The sequence below is a fragment of the Janthinobacterium sp. GW823-FHT01H08 genome, from assembly GCF_058797855.1.
On sequence record NZ_CM179504.1, the window covers coordinates 4,292,415 to 4,311,244 of the forward strand.

18 protein-coding genes are annotated in these 18,830 nt (G+C 64.3%); 8 read left to right on the top strand and 10 right to left on the bottom strand.

Features of this window, described 5'->3' with window-relative positions:
- Nucleotides 1-42: 42 nt before the first annotated feature.
- Together AC3RCG_RS19175 and AC3RCG_RS19180 are read left to right on the top strand one after the other, a co-directional pair.
- Complete coding sequence (locus AC3RCG_RS19175; RefSeq protein ID WP_083293695.1) at nt 43-591, top strand: phosphohydrolase; 549 nt, start codon at nt 43-45, stop codon at nt 589-591.
- Nucleotides 592-952: 361 nt separating this feature from the next.
- On the top strand, nt 953-1,552 hold the full coding sequence (locus AC3RCG_RS19180; protein ID WP_227742005.1) for a response regulator: 600 nt from the start codon (nt 953-955) through the stop codon (nt 1,550-1,552).
- 416 nt (nt 1,553-1,968) lie between these two features.
- Here the strand turns inward: AC3RCG_RS19180 and AC3RCG_RS19185 are convergent, their stop codons facing one another.
- The gene (locus AC3RCG_RS19185) at nt 1,969-2,190 is read right to left on the bottom strand and encodes a hypothetical protein (protein ID WP_492403010.1); all 222 of its coding nucleotides are present in this window, start codon (nt 2,188-2,190) and stop codon (nt 1,969-1,971) included.
- Nucleotides 2,191-2,453: 263 nt separating this feature from the next.
- Between AC3RCG_RS19185 and AC3RCG_RS19190 the strand changes: the two genes are divergently transcribed.
- From AC3RCG_RS19190 to AC3RCG_RS19200, 3 genes are read left to right on the top strand one after another with little or no spacing between them, the layout of a single operon-like run.
- Complete coding sequence (locus AC3RCG_RS19190; RefSeq protein ID WP_175444697.1) at nt 2,454-2,630, top strand: hypothetical protein; 177 nt, start codon at nt 2,454-2,456, stop codon at nt 2,628-2,630.
- A 53-nt stretch (nt 2,631-2,683) separates the two neighbouring features.
- A complete protein-coding gene (locus tag AC3RCG_RS19195) occupies nt 2,684-3,274 on the top strand; it encodes a chromate transporter (protein WP_070313195.1) in 591 nt (196 codons plus the stop codon).
- Entirely contained in the window at nt 3,271-3,855 is a 585-nt protein-coding gene (locus AC3RCG_RS19200) for a chromate transporter (protein ID WP_492403013.1), read from the top strand. The genes AC3RCG_RS19195 and AC3RCG_RS19200 overlap by 4 nt, the downstream gene beginning before the upstream one ends.
- A 2-nt stretch (nt 3,856-3,857) precedes the next feature.
- Here the strand turns inward: AC3RCG_RS19200 and urtE are convergent, their stop codons facing one another.
- The 7 genes from urtE to AC3RCG_RS19235 form a co-directional block, all read right to left on the bottom strand.
- Complete coding sequence (urtE, locus tag AC3RCG_RS19205; protein WP_492403015.1) at nt 3,858-4,556, bottom strand: urea ABC transporter ATP-binding subunit UrtE; 699 nt, start codon at nt 4,554-4,556, stop codon at nt 3,858-3,860.
- 19 nt (nt 4,557-4,575) lie between these two features.
- Nucleotides 4,576-5,406: an urea ABC transporter ATP-binding protein UrtD gene (gene urtD, locus AC3RCG_RS19210; RefSeq protein ID WP_492403017.1), complete on the bottom strand. Its 831-nt coding sequence runs from the start codon at nt 5,404-5,406 to the stop codon at nt 4,576-4,578.
- On the bottom strand, nt 5,403-6,524 hold the full coding sequence (gene urtC, locus AC3RCG_RS19215) for an urea ABC transporter permease subunit UrtC (protein ID WP_492403019.1): 1,122 nt from the start codon (nt 6,522-6,524) through the stop codon (nt 5,403-5,405). The genes urtD and urtC overlap by 4 nt, the downstream gene beginning before the upstream one ends.
- The gene (urtB, locus tag AC3RCG_RS19220; RefSeq protein ID WP_492403021.1) at nt 6,521-8,122 is read right to left on the bottom strand and encodes an urea ABC transporter permease subunit UrtB; all 1,602 of its coding nucleotides are present in this window, start codon (nt 8,120-8,122) and stop codon (nt 6,521-6,523) included. The genes urtC and urtB overlap by 4 nt, the downstream gene beginning before the upstream one ends.
- A 136-nt stretch (nt 8,123-8,258) precedes the next feature.
- Entirely contained in the window at nt 8,259-9,512 is a 1,254-nt protein-coding gene (urtA, locus tag AC3RCG_RS19225) for an urea ABC transporter substrate-binding protein (protein ID WP_492403022.1), read from the bottom strand.
- 185 nt (nt 9,513-9,697) lie between these two features.
- A complete protein-coding gene (locus AC3RCG_RS19230) occupies nt 9,698-10,486 on the bottom strand; it encodes a DUF4349 domain-containing protein (RefSeq protein ID WP_070222269.1) in 789 nt (262 codons plus the stop codon).
- A gap of 16 nt (nt 10,487-10,502) precedes the next feature.
- Nucleotides 10,503-11,102, bottom strand: a complete 600-nt coding sequence (locus AC3RCG_RS19235; RefSeq protein WP_492403024.1) for a transglutaminase-like domain-containing protein — start codon at nt 11,100-11,102, stop codon at nt 10,503-10,505.
- Nucleotides 11,103-11,356: 254 nt separating this feature from the next.
- Here AC3RCG_RS19235 and AC3RCG_RS19240 point away from each other — a divergent pair, with 254 nt between their 5' ends.
- The 3 genes from AC3RCG_RS19240 to AC3RCG_RS19250 are packed head-to-tail and all read left to right on the top strand — an operon-like array spanning nt 11,357 to nt 16,583.
- Complete coding sequence (locus AC3RCG_RS19240; RefSeq protein WP_409028290.1) at nt 11,357-11,938, top strand: DUF2760 domain-containing protein; 582 nt, start codon at nt 11,357-11,359, stop codon at nt 11,936-11,938.
- Nucleotides 11,935-13,806, top strand: coding sequence for an Hsp70 family protein (locus AC3RCG_RS19245; protein ID WP_492403027.1), 1,872 nt, complete (start codon nt 11,935-11,937; stop codon nt 13,804-13,806). The genes AC3RCG_RS19240 and AC3RCG_RS19245 overlap by 4 nt, the downstream gene beginning before the upstream one ends.
- Nucleotides 13,807-13,808: 2 nt before the next feature.
- The gene (locus AC3RCG_RS19250; protein ID WP_492403029.1) at nt 13,809-16,583 is read left to right on the top strand and encodes an Hsp70 family protein; all 2,775 of its coding nucleotides are present in this window, start codon (nt 13,809-13,811) and stop codon (nt 16,581-16,583) included.
- A 147-nt stretch (nt 16,584-16,730) separates the two neighbouring features.
- Here the strand turns inward: AC3RCG_RS19250 and AC3RCG_RS19255 are convergent, their stop codons facing one another.
- Nucleotides 16,731-17,162 carry a GFA family protein gene (locus AC3RCG_RS19255; RefSeq protein ID WP_070313205.1) on the bottom strand — a complete coding sequence of 144 codons (432 nt, stop codon included), beginning with the start codon at nt 17,160-17,162 and terminating at the stop codon, nt 16,731-16,733.
- 63 nt (nt 17,163-17,225) lie between these two features.
- Nucleotides 17,226-18,794 (bottom strand): CHASE2 domain-containing protein, encoded by a 1,569-nt coding sequence (locus AC3RCG_RS19260; RefSeq protein WP_492403030.1) that lies wholly within the window; start codon nt 18,792-18,794, stop codon nt 17,226-17,228.
- Nucleotides 18,795-18,830 lie beyond the last annotated feature (36 nt).

Below are 18,830 nucleotides of genomic sequence, written 5' to 3' on the forward strand. Positions count from 1 at the left end.
GGGTGTACGATGAAGCATCTTGAGCGTTCCGAGCACCGTGCCATGGCAATGATTACCACCGACTACGTTTCCACTTATTCAGGCAACCGTTTTTATCCCTTGCGCCCGCATATCGACAAGGTAGCCATCGAGGACATTGCCCACGGCCTCGCCTACCAGTGCCGCTTCAATGGACAGACGCAAGTGTTTTACTCGGTCGCCCAGCACAGCCTGATCGTCGCCGAACTGGTGCCGCCCCATTTGCGCCTGGCCGCCCTGCTGCACGACGCGGCCGAAGCCTACCTGGGCGACATGGTGAAACCCTTGAAAGTATTGCTGCCCGAGTTTGCCGTGCTGGAAGACAAGGTCAGCGCCATCATCGCCGCCACGTATGGGCTGGATTTTTCCGATTACGCACCGATCAAGCGGGCCGACCTGATCGCGCTGGCCACGGAAAAGCGCGACCTGATGCCGCACTCGGCCGAACGCTGGGCTTACCTTGACGGCATCGCCCCCTTGCCCGGTATAATCGACGCCATGGGTCCCGCCGAAGCCAAGCAGCGCTTCCTGCACGCCTTTGCCCAGCTGGGCGGGCTTGGGCTGGCCGCATGAATGCTGTCACCTTGCCGCATGAACGGGCGCTAAGCCCCGGTTTTTGCACGGCTTTTTTAGATATCCACAGCAACTGTGGATAAAGTTGTTGATAAGCCCCTCTTGACAAGCCGCAACACCAGTATTGATGCGGGTTTCAACAATTTGCTGATTTCACAGGCAATTTTTTACCCCAATGAAATCAATGACTTGCAATCACGAATTTGCGCTCGAACAAAGTTACTTTGCCACAATGAAAATATATTTTGCTGTGCATAAGCAACCCTGGCCCAGGCCGTCTTGCTTGAACAGCATTGTTTTGACAAACCCCGTAGACTGGCATAGTGTGGAGTAGCAAGCACGATCAACGGTGGATAAACGCATGAACATGGATAGCGACAACGCCGCCAAGGGAGCGGACGAACCGGACTGGCTGGTCGACGAACCGCTGGAACGGGCAGACGCGGCGGCAGAGCCTGCCACTGCGGCGCCATGGCGCGTGCTGATCGTCGATGACGATGTCGACGTGCACGTGGTGACCAAGTTCGCCCTCAGCCAAGCCAGCTTCCAGGGCCGCAGGCTGAGCTTTTTGCACGCGTACTCGGGCGCCGAGGCGCTCACCTTGCTGCGCGGCACTTCCGATATCGCCGTGGTGCTGCTCGATGTGATCATGGAAACTCAGGATGCCGGACTGCAAGTGGCACGCCAGATCCGCGAAGAGCTGCACAACAGCGCCGTGCGCATCATCCTGCGCACGGGCCAGCCCGGCCAGGCGCTGGAACACCGCATCATCATCGATTACGACATCAACGATTTCTGGTGCAAGACGGACCTGACCACGCGCAAGTTGTTTACCACTGTGATCGCCTCACTGCGCACCTATGCCACCTTGCGCGAAGCGGAGCAGCAAGTCGCCGAACTGGCTGCCGCCCTGGCCCAGTGCGGCGACACCCCAGCGGCGCCGGCCGGCGGCACGCCCTGAACGGGGCCGCTACTTTCAGTCATAAAAACAAGAGCACTGGATAGGCATACAGGCTTGTGGCATGCCCCATTTTGGCCCATCTCGCGCGCCGATAGCAGGCGCTGGCCCGCCCCTTTTTCCTAAGTGGCGGATTGTTAAGCGCTTTTTCAGATATCCACACGGACTGTGGATATCTTTGTGGATAAGGGCCTATTGACAGCCTTCAAAGCCACAGCCCGTGCGGCTTTCAATAAACTGCTCAATCAAACAGCAAAAATAAAATCCATTAAAATCAAACACTTAGAAAGTCACACATAATCACAAGAAAATTATTTCGCCAATTTCGTTAGCCCATCATTTGTGCATAACTGAGCCGTAATGATCAATCCGACAACACCGGGCCAACGCTGCCGGCAATACAGTTGCCGCGAGGATACTCAGTGCACGGTCTGGCGGCGCTGCTCCGGATGCAGCAGCACGCGCTCGATCAGGTCGGGGGCGACATTGTATGACTTCAGGTATTCCAGCGCGCACAAGGTGCTGAAGGCTGCCTGCACGGCGATGCCCAGATTGACGATATCGGACATCTTCTGGTCGACGCGGGTATGCAGCACCACGGTTTTGGCGGGCATATGCAGCGTTTCTGTGGAATGAGGCATGATCGATGACTCCTGAAGAAAGCGACGATGGCGGGATGCAGCAGCGGGGACCGGCACCAGCATGGCCAGCGCGGAAGGCGACAGCGAAAGTATTGCTGAAAAACGCGCGATGTCAATGCCAGCCAGCTATTGCAATGCAGTTTTTTTCGGGGATGCAAGGCCGCGCACCTTAAGGCAGGTCAAACGCCTCATGCGGCGCCGGCCTACCATGGGATTTGGCCGCCATCGCGCAGCTCCCGCCCTGCATGCAAAGGAGACACGACATGAATACAACACCGGATTCTGAGCAACATCCTGGCGACATCGCCCCGCCCGGCACGCCCGGCACGGGAGAAAACGTCTGCACGCATTGCATGGGCAGGGGCAACACGGACAATGGCCAGCCTTGCGTCATGTGCGGCGGCACGGGCGTGGTCATCGCCGGCGTGGGCGGCGGCTAGACGGCATGGAGATAGGCATGGACAAGGCGGAGCAGGCACGGCCATAATCGTGCATGCCCGCCGCCTCATCCACTCCCCAACCCGACCAGCCCCGTCCGCAACCGGCCTCGCTTGCCGACCTGTTCTTCTCGTTCACCTGGCTGGCCCTGCAAGGCTTTGGCGGCGTGCTGGCCGTGATTCAGCGCGAGATGGTCGAGCGCAAGCGCTGGCTGACGCAGGAGGAATTCCTCGAGGACTGGGCCGTGGCGCAGATCATGCCCGGGCCGAATGTCGTCAACCTGTCGCTGATGGTGGGCGGGCGCTATTTCGGTTTGAAAGGCGCGCTGACGGCGCTGGCCGGCATGCTGACCGCCCCCCTCGTCATCGTGCTCGTGCTGGGCGTGCTGTACACGCGCTTTGGCGACAATCCGCAGATGGCGGGCGCACTGCGCGGCATGGCCGCTGTCTCGGCCGGCATGATCGCCGCCACGGGTGTGAAGCTGGCGACGGCGCTGGCCAGGCATCCGCTGCCCCTGTGGCTGACCTTGTCCATCACCGTGCTGGGCGTGCTGATGGTGGCCGTGCTGCGCTGGCCCCTGCTGTACATCCTGCTGGGTCTGGGCGGCATCGGCTGCCTGCTCACCTATCGAAAGCTGTCCACATGAATCCGCCCCTGCAACTGGTGTTAAGCGCGGGCGACTGGCTGAACCTGTTCGGCCACTACCTGATGCTGTCGCTGATGTCGATCGGCGGCGCCATTTCCACCACTTCCGAAATGCACCGCTTCCTCGTCGAACAGCATGGCTGGCTGACACAGGCGCAATTCAACGAGTCGATCGCCATCGCCCAGGCCGCTCCCGGCCCCAATGTGCTGTTCGTCGCCCTGATGGGCTGGAACGTGGGCATGAATGCGGGCAGCTACACGGCCGCCTATCTCGGCGTGTTCATCACGATGGTGGGCATCATGCTGCCCAGCACCACCCTCACCTACGTGGCGGCCCAGTGGGGCTACCGCAACCGCGACCTGCGCCCCGTGCGCGCCTTCAAGCAAGGCATGGCGCCCATCGTCGTCGCCCTCCTGATTTCCACGGGCATGATACTGGGCGGCGCCAACCATGACATCCGCACCGACTGGCCCCTGTGGAGCCTGTCGATCGTAGCCGGCCTGATCATCTGGCGCACGAAGATCCATTTATTGTGGCTGCTGGCGGCCGGCGCCGTGCTGGGCTGGTACCAGCTCGTCTGACCTTACACGGCCAGGTGCCGCTTCACCTCGTCGCCATCCATCTGCGCCGCCACTCCGCTGGCCACCACCTGCCCCCGCGACAGCACGATGAACTCGTCGGCAAGTTCGCGGGCGAAATCGAAATACTGTTCGCACAGCACGATGGCCATGTCGCCCCGCTGTTTCAACAAGGAAATGACCCTGCCGATATCCTTGATGACGGAGGGCTGGATACCCTCCGTCGGCTCGTCAAAGATGATCAATTGCGGCTCTGCCAGCAGGGCGCGGGCGATGGCCAGTTGCTGCTGTTGCCCGCCGGACAAATCGCCGCCGCGTCGCTGCAGCATCTCCTTGAGCACGGGAAACAGCTCATACACGTGGGGATCGATGCGCGTGGCCAGCCTGCCCCGCTTCACCGCCATGCCCATCAGCAAGTTTTCCTCGACCGTCAGGCGCGCAAAGATGTCGCGCCCCTGCGGCACGTAGGCCATGCCCAGCCTGGCGCGCGCATGCGGCGCCAATCTCGTGATGTCATGCCCGTTGAAGAGCACCTTGCCCTGCGCCACGGGCAGCACGCCCATCAGGCATTTGAGCAAGGTCGTCTTGCCCACGCCATTACGCCCTAGCAAGGCCAGGCATTCGCCCTTGCGCGCCGACAGGTCGATGCCGCGCAAGGTGTGCGAGGAGCCATAGTATTGATTTAATTGTTGCACTTCGAGCATGGCCTGCGATCCCCCCTTATTATCTTCCCAGATAGACTTCGATGACCCGCTCGTCCGCTTGCACTTCGTCCATGCGCCCCTGTGCCAGCACGGAACCCTCATGCAGCACGGTAACGATGCCTTGCTGCGCGATCTCCGTGACGAAACCCATGTCGTGCTCGACGACCATGATCGAATGCTTGCCGCGCAATTCATTGAGGAGTTCCGCCGTGCGCGCCGTTTCCGCGTCGGACATGCCGGCCACCGGTTCGTCCAGCAGGATCAGCTGCGGCTCCTGCATCAGGAGCATGCCGATTTCCAGCCATTGCTTTTGCCCGTGCGACAGCAAGCCGGCCGGCCGCGCTTCGTGGCCGTTCAAGCGGATCAGGCGCAAGATCGCTTCGATCCTGCCCGCCTGCTCGGACGTCAGGCGCGCAAACAGGGTGGGCGCCACGCGCTTGTCCATCTTCATCGCCAGTTCCAGGTTGTCGAACACCGTGTGCTGCTCGAATACGGTGGGGCGCTGGAACTTGCGGCCGATGCCCGCATGGGCGATTTGCGCTTCCGTCATGGTGGCCAGGTTCATGGTCTGGCCAAACCAGGCCGTGCCGGACGTGGGCCGCGTCTTGCCCGTGATGACATCCATCATCGTCGTCTTGCCCGCGCCATTCGGGCCGATAATGCAGCGCAGCTCGCCCACGGAAATATCGAGGCTCAGTTTATTAATGGCCTTGAAGCCGTCAAACGACACGCTGATGTCTTCCAGATACAAAATGGCGCCATGCGTCGTATCGACGCCCTCGCCTTTTACGCGCGCATACGTGGGGCCAGCCTCGGTGCCGGCCATGCCGGACAACATGCGGATGCTCATGCGGCCTCCTCTGCCACGATGGCGACTTTTTTACGTTTGAGCTTGTTCAACACACCGAGCATGCCCTGCTGCATGAACAGGGTGACGCCGATGAACAGCAAACCCAGCGCGAACAGCCACAATTCCGGCAGGACGGCCGTGAACCAGCTTTTCAAGCCGTTCACGGTAAAGGCGCCCAGAATCGGACCGAGCAAGGTACCGCGCCCGCCCACCGCCACCCACACGACCATCTCGATGGAGTTGGCGGGCGACATTTCGGACGGGTTGATGATGCCCACCTGGGGCACGTACAGGGCGCCGGCGATGCCGCACAGCACGGCCGACAAGGTCCAGACGAACAGCTTGAACCACAGCGGGTTGTAGCCGAGGAACATCAGCCGCGCTTCGCTGTCGCGCACGCCCTGCAGCACCCTGCCCAGTTTCGAGCGGACGATGGCGCGCGCGCCGATCAAGGCCGCCAGCAGGAAGGCCAGGGTCAGCAGGAACAGCACGGCCCGGGTGGCGGGTGCCGTGATGCTGTGGCCCAATATCGTCTTGAAATCCGTGAAACCGTTGTTGCCGCCAAAGCCGGTGTCATTGCGGAAGAACAAGAGCATGAAGGCATACGTCATCGCTTGCGTGATGATGGAAAAATACACGCCCTTGATGCGCGAGCGAAAGGCGAAATAACCAAACACGAAGGCCAGCACGCCCGGCACCAGCACGACGAGGGCCATGCAATACCAGAAGTGTTCCGTGAAGGCCCAGTACCACGGGTAGGTCTTCCAGTCGAGAAAGACCATGAAGTCGGGCAAGCTGCTGCGGTACTGGCCCTGGTCGCCGATGGCGCGCATCAGATACATGCCGTGCGCATACGCGCCCAAGGCAAAGAACACGCCGTGTCCTAGTGACAAGATACCCGTATAGCCCCAGACGAGGTCCAGCGCCAGCGCGGCCAGCGCGTAGCACATGAACTTGCCCACCAGCGCCACCGTGTAGGCGGAGACGTGCAAGGCATGGCCTTCGGCAAACGCCAGATTAAAAATCGGCAGCAGCGCCGCCAGCACGCTGCAGGCGGCGATGACCAGCCAGACGGGCCGCGTGAACAGGCCCTGTTTGATCGGGTAGGAGGTAGTCATTCGACGCTGCGTCCCTTCATGGCAAACAGGCCCTGCGGCCGGCGCTGGATGAAAATGATGATGAATACCAGGATGGCGATCTTCGCCAGCACGGCGCCCGCCACCGGTTCGAGGAATTTGTTGACTTCGCCCAGGCCCAACGCGGCGATCACGGTGCCGGCCAGCTGGCCCACGCCGCCGAGCACCACCACCATGAAGGAATCGACGATGTAGCTTTGGCCCAGGTCCGGCCCCACGTTGCCCAGCTGCGACAGGGCCACGCCGCCCAGGCCCGCGATGCCGGAACCGAGGCCGAAGGTGAGCATGTCGACCTTGCCCGTGGCCACGCCCACGCAATCGGCCATGCGGCGGTTTTGCGTAACGGCCCGCACGAACAGTCCCAGCCGCGTCTTGTTGAGGATCAACCACACGGCCACCACCACGACGATGGCAAAGCCGATGATGGCCAGGCGGTTGTACGGCAGCACGAGACCGCCCAGCACGGTGACGCCGCCCGACATCCAGGCCGGGTTGGCCACTTCCACGTTTTGCGCGCCGAAGATCGTGCGGACCAGCTGCATGAGGATCAGGCTGATGCCCCAGGTGGCCAGCAGGGTTTCCAGCGGCCGCCCGTACAACCAGCGGATCACCGTGCGTTCCAGTGCCACGCCCACCAGGCCGGCAACAAAAAACGCGGCCGGCAAGGCGGCCAGCAGATACGCATCCTGCAGGCCAGGCAGATAGGTGCGGAAAAACAGCTGGCACAGATAGGTCGTGTAAGCGCCTATCATCAGCAATTCGCCATGCGCCATATTGATGATGCCCATCAGGCCGAAGGTGATGGCCAGGCCCAGCGCGGCCAACAGCAGCACGCTGCCCAGCGAGATGCCGTAAAACACATTGCCGGCCAATTCCATGCGCGACACTCGTCCCTTGATCTGGCGCATGGTGTCGATGGCGGCCAGCTGCACGGCTTCGTCCGGCTCGCCAGCCTTGCCGTCCGGCCCCTGCTCCAGCATGGCTTGCAGCACCGGCAGCAGGCGCGCATCGCTGCTGCCCGCCAGCGCCTGCACGGCGGCCTTGCGCGTGGCGGCGTCGGGTGCATGCAGGTTGGCGCTGGCGATCAGCACTTGCAATAGTTGTTGAATTTCAGCGTCGCTTTCCCGCGCCAGCGCGGTGCGGATCAGGGGGAGCTGCGCGGGGTCGACCGCCTTTTGCAAGGCTTGCGCGGCGGCCAGGCGGGCGCTGCGCTCCGGCGCCAGCAGCTGCAAACCCGACAAGGCGCCTGCCACAGCCGCGCGCAAGCGGTTGTTGACCATCACGCCGTCGATGCCGTCGGGCATCGGCACGTTCCGGCCAATTGCCGGGTCAACCGCCTGCTCGCCGTCAACGATGTACACCTTGCCGTCGGGCGCGGCGTACAAGGCGTCGTCCTGCAGCGCTTGCAGCACCTTGGCAGCCTCGGGCGTGGCCAGGGCGGCGATCTGCGCCACGGCGGCGACCCTGGCGTCGGGATCGTCGCCGGCCAGCGGCTTGAGCAGGTCGGGAGGGATGGCGGCCTGCGCCAGCGAGGATAGCAACAGGCAGGCGAGGACCAGCAGTTTGGGGAGAAGCTGCATGTGCATGGATTCCATGTAGTAAAGCCGATGTCTTGATAGGTATCCTTCCCCCAAGACAAGGACAGGGGTCAGACCCGCCGGGTCTGACCCCAGCTCTTTGCCTGGGGTTGCGGCGACGAATCGACGCGCAAGCTTTTTACAGCTTCTGCTTGCCCTCATTGCCCTTGATATACGGGCTCCACGGCTGGGCGCGTATCGGTTCCTTGGTTTTCCACACGACATTGAATTGCCCATCGGCCTTGATCTCGCCGACCATCACGGGCTTGTGCAAGTGGTGGTTCGTTGCATCCATGGTCAGGGTGAAGCCCGATGGCGCCTTGACGCTCTGGCCCGCCATGGCGGCGATCACCTTGTCCGTGTCCGTCGATTTCGCTTTTTCCACGGCTTGCGCCCACATGTGGATGCCAACATAGGTCGCTTCCATCGGGTCGTTCGTCACCACCGAACCCGCGTTCGGCAGCTTTTGCGCCACGGCGTACGCCTTCCACTGCTTGATGAAAGCGGTATTCACGGGGTTCTTGACGGATTCAAAGTAATTCCACGCCGCCAGATGGCCGAGCAAGGGTTTGGTATCGATGCCGCGCAGCTCTTCCTCGCCCACGGAAAACGCGACGACGGGCACGTCCGTCGCTTTCAAGCCCGCATTGCCCAGCTCCTTGTAGAAAGGCACGTTGGAATCGCCATTGATGGTGGAAATGACGGCAGTCTTGCCGCCCGTGGAAAACTTCTTGATATTGGCGACGATGGTTTGATAGTCGGCGTGGCCGAACGGCGTGTAGACCTCGCTGATATCGCTATCCTTGACTCCCTTGCTTTTCAGGAAGGCGCGCAGGATCTTGTTGGTGGTGCGCGGGTATACATAATCCGTGCCCAGCAGCACGAAGCGCTTGGCCCCGCCCCCATCCTTGCTCATCAGGTATTCGACGGCGGGGATCGCCTGCTGGTTGGGCGCGGCGCCCGTATAAAACACATTCTTTTCCAGCTCCTCGCCCTCGTATTGCACCGGGTAAAACAGCAGGCTGTTGAGTTCCTTGAACACGGGCAAAACCGACTTGCGCGACACGGACGTCCAGCAGCCGAACACCACGGCCACCTTATCCTGCGCCACCAATTGTCTCGCTTTTTCCGCGAACAAAGGCCAGTTCGACGCGGGGTCAACGACGACGGCTTCCAGCTTCTTGCCCAGCACGCCGCCTTTGGCATTGATCTCGGCGATCGTCATCAGGGCCACATCCTTGAGCGACGTTTCTGAAATGGCCATGGTGCCCGACAGGGAGTGCAAGATGCCGACCTTGATCGTATCGGCGGCCAGGGCTGCCTGCATATAAGTGGACGTGGCCAGGGCGAATGCGCCGGCGGCGGCCGCTTTCAGGATGATGCGTCGTGACATGGGGACTCCTGTGATGGGTTCGTGGGGTCGAGCTGGGCCTGCCATGTTGTTAAAGCAGAATGCGTGCCAGCGCCTACAGCTGTCCGCCATGGTGCACGCGGCGCTCGCCGCACGAAAAAAAACCTGGCTGCACAAGGACTGTGCAGCCAGGTTTCAAATTGCCGTAAAACGGTGCGCCGGAGGCTTTAATCCTTGCGCGGCAAGCCTCTCAAGCGGCGCCAGCCCTTGCGGCCCAGCGGGAACAGCAGCACGAAAGCGATCAGCCACGGCAGGATGTAAGCCATGGCCGTGATGGCGTTGGCCACGCCTTCCGACAGGTTGTCCGTGAAATTGCCCAGCGCACGCTTGACGGGGCGCCAGAACGATTGCTTGCCTTCAGCGCTGATCATTACGTTCAGCAAGTCCGTGTCGATGCGCTGCATTAATAGCGCATTGGCCGCCGTCGCCTGCTCCAGCTCCACTTGCACGGTGGCCAGCTCCTTGGTGACCTTGATCAGGGCGTCGACGTTCGCGCCAGAGCGCTTTTCCAGGTCTTGCAACTGCGCCTGGTACTGTTTCAGCATCTCCAGGCGCTTCTTGCTGTCGAGCACAGGACGGCCCAGGTCTTCCACCTTGGTGCCCTGGCTGGTGACGTCGCCTTCGGCCGCGACCAGCGCGACGAGCTTTTTGATGCCGGCCGGCTTGGCCCGCATGCTGATGCGCGCATGCACGTAGCGGCCGCTGTCGAGGCTGGAATCGAGCAGCAAACAGCCGTTTTCCGTATCGGCCTTGCAGGCGGCGACGACTTTTTCATACAGGGGCCGCACTTGCGCCTCGCTCGTATCGACGCTGACATTGTGTTCATAGGCAAGAAACTCGCTGCCTTTTTCCTTGCCGTCGAGACGCGCGGCGCTCGATTGCCCGCCGCTCTCGCCCTTGCCGCCGCAACCGGCCAGCAGCAACAGGCCGAACAGACCAAGATACACTTTTTTCATGATTTCTTTCTTGAGATTATTTTTGCAGCGGCAACAATTCGATATCGGGCAAGTGCGCCGCCACATCCTGCACGGTCGCATGGCCGGTCAGCGATGCGATCACCTGCGGCAGCGGTGCCGGCCAGATTTCCGGCAGATCGCGCTCTTCCGGCGCCAGCACGGGAAAGGCCAGTTGCTCCTGCGGCGGCGCGAAGGCGGCCGAGACGCCAGGCTTGTTGCCGCGCGCATCGATGCGATACCAGCCAAAATCCTGCAGATACACGGCGTTCAAGCCATGCAGGCAAAACGGCGGGCCCGCTTCCCCCACAGCCAGGCGCTGGTAGCACAGGCCAGCGGGGATGCCGTTGGCGCGCAGCAGCGCGGCCAGCAGATGGCTCTTCGCATAACAATATCCCGTGCCATGCTGCAAGACGTCGGACGCGCGGCAGGTGACGGGATTGCGCTGGTAGTCCCAGCTGTGAGCGACTTCGTCGCGCACGAAGGCAAAGCAGCGGGCCGCGATGGCGGCGTCGCCCACAGCGCCTGCCGCCAGTTCGGCCGCCTTGGCGCGCACGGCCGGATGGTCGCTGTCGATGTAAGTGCTGCTGGCTAAATACAGGGAAAAGTCGGTAGACATGGCATCCAGGTCATGCAAAAAGATAATGCGCGATTCTAGTCGAAGCGGCACGAAATCGAACGTTTCCTTGCGCAGGAACAAAGAAAATCCACGCCACAGGCAGGCGGGAACGGGGGCGGCGGCTTTGGCGCCGGCCCCGTAGCTGGTATCATGCGGGCAAACGCAGCCGGCCCTGTTGGCCCCGCACATGGCACTACCTTGCGAAGCGGCCCCCGCCGCCGACGCCACCCTACAGATCAGAGAAACGAGTTCCTATGAGCACACCATCGTCCCACCCATCGCTCTGGCGCCGCGTCCCGCTGGCTTTCGGCGCCTTCTTCAGCACCCTGTCGGACGCCGCCTATGCGGCCCGCGTGGAAAAGCTGTCCCTGCCCGAGGCCGCCCCCGTGGCACCCGTGGCCCCGGCTCCGGCGCCAGCCCCCGTGCCGGCAGCCGCCCCCGTCATTTTGAAAGAAGCGACGCCGGACGCGGCCCTGCAATTGCTGGCCCTGCTGCAACGCGAAGCGCGCTTGATCGACTTCACCCAGGAAAACCTGGGCAGCCATGCCGATGCCGACATCGGCGCGGCCGCCCGCGTCGTGCATGAAGGCTGCGCCAAGGTCATGCGTGAATACTTCACCATCGACGCCGTGCGCCAGGAAGTCGAGGGCAGCCGCATCGTGCTGCAGGAAGGCTTTGATTCGGCCAGCGTGCGCCTGACGGGCAACGTGGTCGGTTCCGCGCCGTTCACGGGCACCCTGAGCCACCGCGGCTGGCGCGCCTCGAGCGTGCGCCTGCCGAAGCTGAGCGAGCAGCACGACGCCGCCATCCTGGCACCGGCCGAGGTGGAACTGTGAGCGATCAAGCCAACAACACCCCGCGCTACGCCATCGGCATCGACCTGGGCACCACCCACAGCGCCCTGTCATATGTGAACCTGGTCGAGAGCGACGGCGAAAAGTCCAGCCACGGCGTGCTGAAAGTGCCGCAACTGTCGGCACCGGGCACCGTCGAAGAATTGTCGCTGCTGCCGTCCTTCGTTTACCTGCCGCACGCCGACGAAGTGGCGGCGGGCGACCTGGCCCTGCCCTGGGTCACCGAGGAAGCCGAAGCGCCGTTTGTCGTGGGCGAAATGGCTCGCAGCCGCGGCGCCACCACGCCGATCCGTTTAGTGTCGAGCGCGAAAAGCTGGCTGTGCCACCCGGGCGTGGACCGCCGCGCAGCTATCCTGCCGAACGACGCGCCAGCGGAAGTGGCGCGCATCTCCCCGATCACGGCCGCCACGCGCTACCTGACGCATTTGCGCCAGGCCTGGGACAACGCCCACCCGCAAGCGCCGTTCGCCGAGCAGGAAATCACGGTGACGATACCCGCCTCGTTCGACCCGGCCGCGCGCGAGCTGACGATGGAAGCGGCGCAGGCGGCCGGCTACACCTCGCTGACCCTGCTGGAAGAGCCGCAGGCGGCCCTGTACAGCTGGATACAGACCAGCGAAGGCCGCTGGCGCAAGGAAGTCAAACCGGGCGACATCATTTTAGTGGTCGACGTGGGCGGCGGCACCAGCGACTTTTCGCTGATCGCCGTGCTCGAGCGCGACGGCGTGCTGGAACCGCACCGCGTGGCCGTCGGCGAGCACATCCTGCTCGGCGGCGACAATATGGACCTGGCCCTGGCCCATCTGGTGGCGCGCAAGCTCGCCGCCAACGGCACCCAACTCGATGCCTGGCAAATGCGCGCGCTGACCTACGGCTGCCGCAGCGCCAAGGAAAGCCTGCTGGCCGACAGCGGCCTCGATGTGGCACCGATCGTCGTGCCGAGCCGCGGTTCGAAGCTGATCGGCGGCTCCATCCGCACGGAACTGACGCGCGCGGAAGTGTCGACCTTCATTCTCGACGGCTTCTTCCCGCAGGTGGAAGCATCGAGCCGCCCCGCCGTGCGCACGCGCGCCGGCCTGACGCAACTGGGCTTGCCGTATGCGCAGGACGCGGCCATCACGCGCCACCTGGCCGCCTTTCTGGGCCGCCAAGTGATGGCGACCAGCGAACTGGAAGGTTTCGCCGGCCGCCAGGCGGAAGGCGCCAGCTTTTTGCATCCGACGGCCGTGCTGTTCAACGGCGGCGTCTTCAAGTCCGACCTGCTGGTCCAACGCATCATGGCGACCGTCAACGACTGGCTGTACATGGAAGGCGCGGAGCCGGCGCGCATGCTGGCCGGGGCCGACCTGGACCTGGCCGTCGCCCGTGGCGCCGCCTACTACAGCTACGTGCGGCGCGGCCACGGCGTGCGCATCCGCGGCGGCACGGCCAGCGCCTTTTATGTGGCCATCGAATCGGCCATGCCCGCCATTCCGGGCATGGAACCGCCTATCCAGGCCCTGTGCGTGGCGCCGTTCGGCATGGAAGAAGGCAGCGAGCTGGAACTGCCGGGCCAGCAATTCGGCCTCGTCGTGGGCGAACCCGTGCATTTCCGCTTCTTCGCCTCGTCCACGCGCCGCAACGACCTGATCGGCGACTTGCTCGACTTCTGGGGTCCCGATGAATTGCAGGAGCTGAGCGAAATCCAGGCGACGCTGTCCGCCGAAGGCCGTCAGGCCGGCGACGTGGTGCAAGTCATGCTGCACGCCAGAGTGACGGAAGCGGGCACCCTGGAGCTGCTGGCCGTTTCCCCTGACGGCGCCGAGCGCTGGAAGGTGGAATTCGACGTGCGCGGCACGCCGCAGCAATAAACATGGGCAGCGCTGCGGGCAAGCCGGCCTACCTGGTCGGCATCGACCTGGGCACCACCAACACGGTGGTGGCGTACGCCAATGCGGCCAAAGCGGCAGATGGGCAGGCGGACATCGAGCTGTTCGCCATCGAGCAGCTGGTCGCTCCCGGCGAAGTGGGCGCACGCCCCCTGCTGCCCTCCCTGCGCTACCACCCCGCCGCCGGCGAACTGGCGGCGGGCGACTTGCCGCTGCCGTGGCCCCAGCAGGAGGTGGAACATGCCGTGCTGGGCGTACTGGCGCGTCAGCTCGGCGCCCAGGTGCCGGGCCGGCTGGTCACCAGCGCAAAGAGCTGGCTGTCGCATGCAAACGTGGACCGCCAGGCGCCGATTTTGCCGTGGGGCGCCGATGCCGACGTGGCCAAGGTCTCGCCCGTGGCGGCCAGCGCCAGCTACCTCGCCTACGTGCGCGCCGCGTGGAATCACCGCTTCCCCGACGCGCCCCTGGAGGAGCAGGAACTGGTGCTGACCATCCCCGCCTCGTTCGACGAGGGTGCGCGCGCACTCACCCTGGAAGCGGCGCGCATGGCGGGCTTGCCCGCGCTGCGCCTGGTGGAAGAACCGCAAGCGGCCTTTTATGACTTCCTGCAGCGCCGGCGCGCCACCCTGCGCGCAGACTTGTCCAATACGCGCCGCATTTTGATCTGCGACGTGGGCGGCGGCACCACGGATTTCAGCCTGATCGACGTGGCCTTCGATGACGATGGCGCACCGCAGCTCACGCGCAGCAGCGTGGGCAACCACCTGATCCTCGGCGGCGACAATATGGACCTGGCGCTGGCCCACCTGGTGGAAACGCGCATGGCGGCAGGCAGCGAAGGCGGCATGAAGCTGTCCGCCGCGCGCTTGTCGCAACTGATGGAGCGCTGCCGCGCCGCCAAGGAACTGCTGCTGTCGAACGACGCGCCCGACAGCGTCAACGTGACCCTGCTGGGCGCGGGATCGCGTTTGATCGGCGGCAGCCGTTCCGCCGACGTCACGCGCGAGGAAGTTGCGGCCATGGTGGTCGACGGCTTCTTTCCGAAGGTGGAACTGGGCGACACGGCGAAAAAAGGCCGTGCCGGCATCGTTGCATTCGGCCTGCCGTATGCGCAGGACGCGGCCATCACGCGCCACCTGGCCAGCTTTTTGCAGCAGCATCAAGGGGCACTGCCCGACACCCTGCTGCTCAATGGCGGCGTGTTCCGCGCCGACGCGCTGGCGCGCCGCCTGGCCGAGACGCTGGAACACTGGCGAGGCCAACCCCTCACCATCCTGCACAACGATAACCCCGACGTGGCCGTGGCCCGTGGCGCCGTCGCCTACGCGCTGGCCCGGCGCGGCCAGGCGCCGCGCATCGGCGGCGGCTCGCCGCGCAGCTATTTCCTCGTGCTGGGCGAGGCGGGGAAGGACCATCGCGCCGTGTGCATCCTGCCGCGCGGCAGCGCCAGCGGCGAGGAAATCCGCCTGACGGAGCGCCTGTTCGCGCTGCGCCTGGGCCGGCCCGTGCGCTTCCACCTGGCCACTTCCCTCTTTGAGTCGGGCACGCCGCCCAAGCTGGGCGAGATCGTCGACCTGAACGCCGGAGAATACTTGCGCCTGCCGCCGCTGGCCAGCGTGCTGCACGCCAGCGACGGCAATGACAAGCGCGAGATCACCGTGCAGCTGGCCACCGTGATGACGGAAGTGGGCACCTTAGAAGTGCACTGCGTGGCCGAAGCCGATGCCGACCAGCGGTGGCTGCTGGAATTCCAGTTGCGTGGCGAGGAGGAAACGCAGGCCGAAACGTCCAGCGTGCCGCCGCGCGTGAAGGAAGCGGCCGAGAAGATCGAGCGCATCTTCGGCGGCAAGGCGCAAAAGGTCGAGACCAAAGAAGTGCGCCAGCTGCGCCAGCACCTGGAACGGGGACTGGGCGGGCGCGAAAGCTGGGATACGCCCCTGCTGCGCCAGCTGTTCGACGCCCTCCTGCTGCGCGCCCGTGGCCGGCGCCGCTCCGCCGAGCATGAACGGGGGTGGCTGAACCTGGCCGGCTACTGTTTGCGGCCCGGCTATGGCGATGCGCTCGACCCGTGGCGTATCGAGCAGCTGTGGGCCCTGTTCGACGCAGGCATCCAGCATCACAAGGACAACCAGGTGTGCGCCGAATGGTGGACCCTGTGGCGCCGCGTCGCCGGCGGCTTGAGCGCGGAGCAGCAGCTGCGCCTGCTCGACGACTTCGCCTTCAACCTGCAAGCCGATGCGGCCCAGCGCGGCAGCCGCCCCGTCACCCTGGTCAACGGCAGCGACGACGACATGCTGCGCCTGGGCGCATCGCTCGAGCGCATTCCCGGCGCCTACAAGGCGGAAGTGGGCGCCTGGCTGCTGAAACGCCTGCAAAAGGCGGGCAAGAAGGAAGAAACGGCGGACACGAACACGCTATGGGCGCTGGCCAGGGTCGGCGCGCGCCAGCCCTTCCACGGCAGCGCGCACGAAGTGGTCGACAGCGCCACCGTGGCAGACTGGCTGGCCGTGCTGCTGGCGCAGGACTGGAAAAAAGTGGAACCGGCGGCGTTTGCCGCCGCCCACCTGGCGCGCATGACGGGCGACCGCTCACGCGACATCGCCGACGACCTGCGGGCCACCATCCTCGCCCGCCTGAAAGCGGTGGGCGCGCCGCCCCTGTGGCAAACGATGGTCAGCGAAGTGACACAGCTGGATGAAACAGCTACCCGGCGCATGCTGGGCGAAGCGCTGCCGCCGGGCTTGAAGCTGATCGGCTGAAACCATGGGTCACGTAGGTCGGATTAGCGTAGCGTAATCCGACAATGCCACTATCATCCAAAAATAGGGCAATGGCGCGGCAGTGCGCTCGCCGACAGAATGCCGCGTCCTTGAGCGGCAACGACACGTCGGATTACGCCCGCTGGGCTAATCCGACCTGCTCGCCTTCCCTCCAGGCTCCTCCTCCTCGCTGCGCGAGCCCCGATAGCGCGGCAAGCCATCGTCGAGCTTCACCCACTCCAGCTGCGTGCCCGTATAGATATGGCTGTGCGGCGGCAGCTGTTCGGGATTGTCCAGGCTGCAGGTAGTCACGTCGACTTCATCGGGATAGGCACTGTCTTCAAAGGTCAGCTGCGTGCCGCAGCGGGGACAAAAGCTGCGCGTGCCATGGACGCTGGACGCATACGACATGGCTTGCCCCTGCCGCCAGCGAAAGTTCGCCCGTGGCACGCTGAACCAGGCGACAAACGGCGCGCCCGACGCGCGGCGGCACACGGAACAGTGGCAGGCGCTTTGATGAAAGCTGTCCGCGCCGGCGTCATAGCGGACCTCGCCACATAAACATCCTCCCGTCAGCATGGCATCCTCCTGCGATATGAAAAAGGCGCCCAGTTTAGCGCCGCCGCGGCGCCACGGTTTGCGCTAGATCAGGGCGACGATCAACAGCAGCAGCGCCAGCGGCGCCTGCACCAGCACGATGCCCGGATGCGTGCGGCGCAGCTGGGCCCACACGGACAGGCCCGGCACTTCCTCGTGCGGGTGGTGGGCTTCGTCGCGCAGCGACATCGCGTGCAGGAACATGCCGGCGATCAGGGGCCCGGGATTGACCCACCAACCCTGCTCGAGCAAGCCGCGCGACAGGTAGATGGCCAGCGCGCCGATGGCGAACGGCGAAGCCCACACCAGCGCCAGCATCAGGCGGATGCCATAGAATTCCGCCAGGGTGCCCACGCGGTGCAGGCGGCTGAAATCGTGGTCTTCCATGCGCTTGTCGATGGCCAGCTCGGCGCGGCCGTACAGGGTCCACAGGCCGCCGAACAGGCAGCCCAGCAGCACGCCCATGACGATGTCGGCCGCGAACACCACGTATTTATTCACGTCGGCCGTGCCGATGCCCAGCGACGTGTGGGCGGCCGCGTGCAGGTGCAGGCCGGCCTGCTCACCTTCGGCCGTCGTATAGCGGTCGCGCACGTCATAGGTGCCGCCGATATACACGACATTCTTGCGTAGTGCATTCGCCGCCACGCCGGCCTGCCCATCGATCAGTTGTACGCGCGTGCGCGTGGGGTTCAGGAAGGCCGGCGCCACGGCGGCCGGGTGAAACGGCGCGGTGACGGCGTTCTGTTCGGCCGCCGCCCTGGCGTCGCCGTGGATGACGGGTTCGAACGCCCAGCGCGCCAATTCCTTTTCGCTGCCCGTGCGCCGCGCCAGCTGACACACGCGGCCGGCCAGCGCCAGCCCTTCCTTTTGCTCGGACAGGACGGCCGGCATGGGCTGCTGTTGCTCCTGCTCGTCGGCGCCATGCGCCAGCTCGAAGGCCACTGCCGCCAGCACGGGACTTTTCAGTTCGATACGCGTGACGGCGCCCATGCGCTCGCGGATCCGCGGGCTGGCGAAGTGGATGCCGGCAGCGCAGCGCGCGCGTATCCACGCCAGGTTCGCATTCTGATCCGATTGTTCGGGCAGGATCAGCACCAGTTTCCGGCCCTCGGCGGCCAGCCGGTCGAGCAGGCGGTCGAGCGGCCGCTCGCCATCCTTGTGTTGTTCATACACGGCCGGCGCCAGGTCCAGGTCGATGGCCAGCACCTTGCTGCCGCGCGCTGCGGCGCTGGCGATCACTTGTTCCAGGCGCGTGCGTTCCAGCGGTTCGCGCTCGTCGAACACCTGTTCGAACGCGGGCTGGTCTATTTCGATGATGCCGGGCCGGTAGGCGGCGCCCGGGTCCTTGCCCCGGTTCAGCAGTTGCCCCTGTTCCGCGCTGGCGCGCAGCATGGCCGCATCGAGCCATTCGAGCACGTGAAAACCTTCCAGCACCAGCATCAGCGCGGCGATCAGGCTGGCGCCGATCACGTGATGCAGCAGATGCGTGCCCGTCAGCTTGAAGGCCGAGCCCAGCTGGGCGACCGGCCACAGCAGGCGCCGCCACAGCGGGGGGCGCAGTTGGTCCGGCTGGCTGGTTTCCACGGTGCGTTCCCTTCGCGTGCGTTGCATGAATTATCATTCAAGCAACAAATGATGACGAAAGGA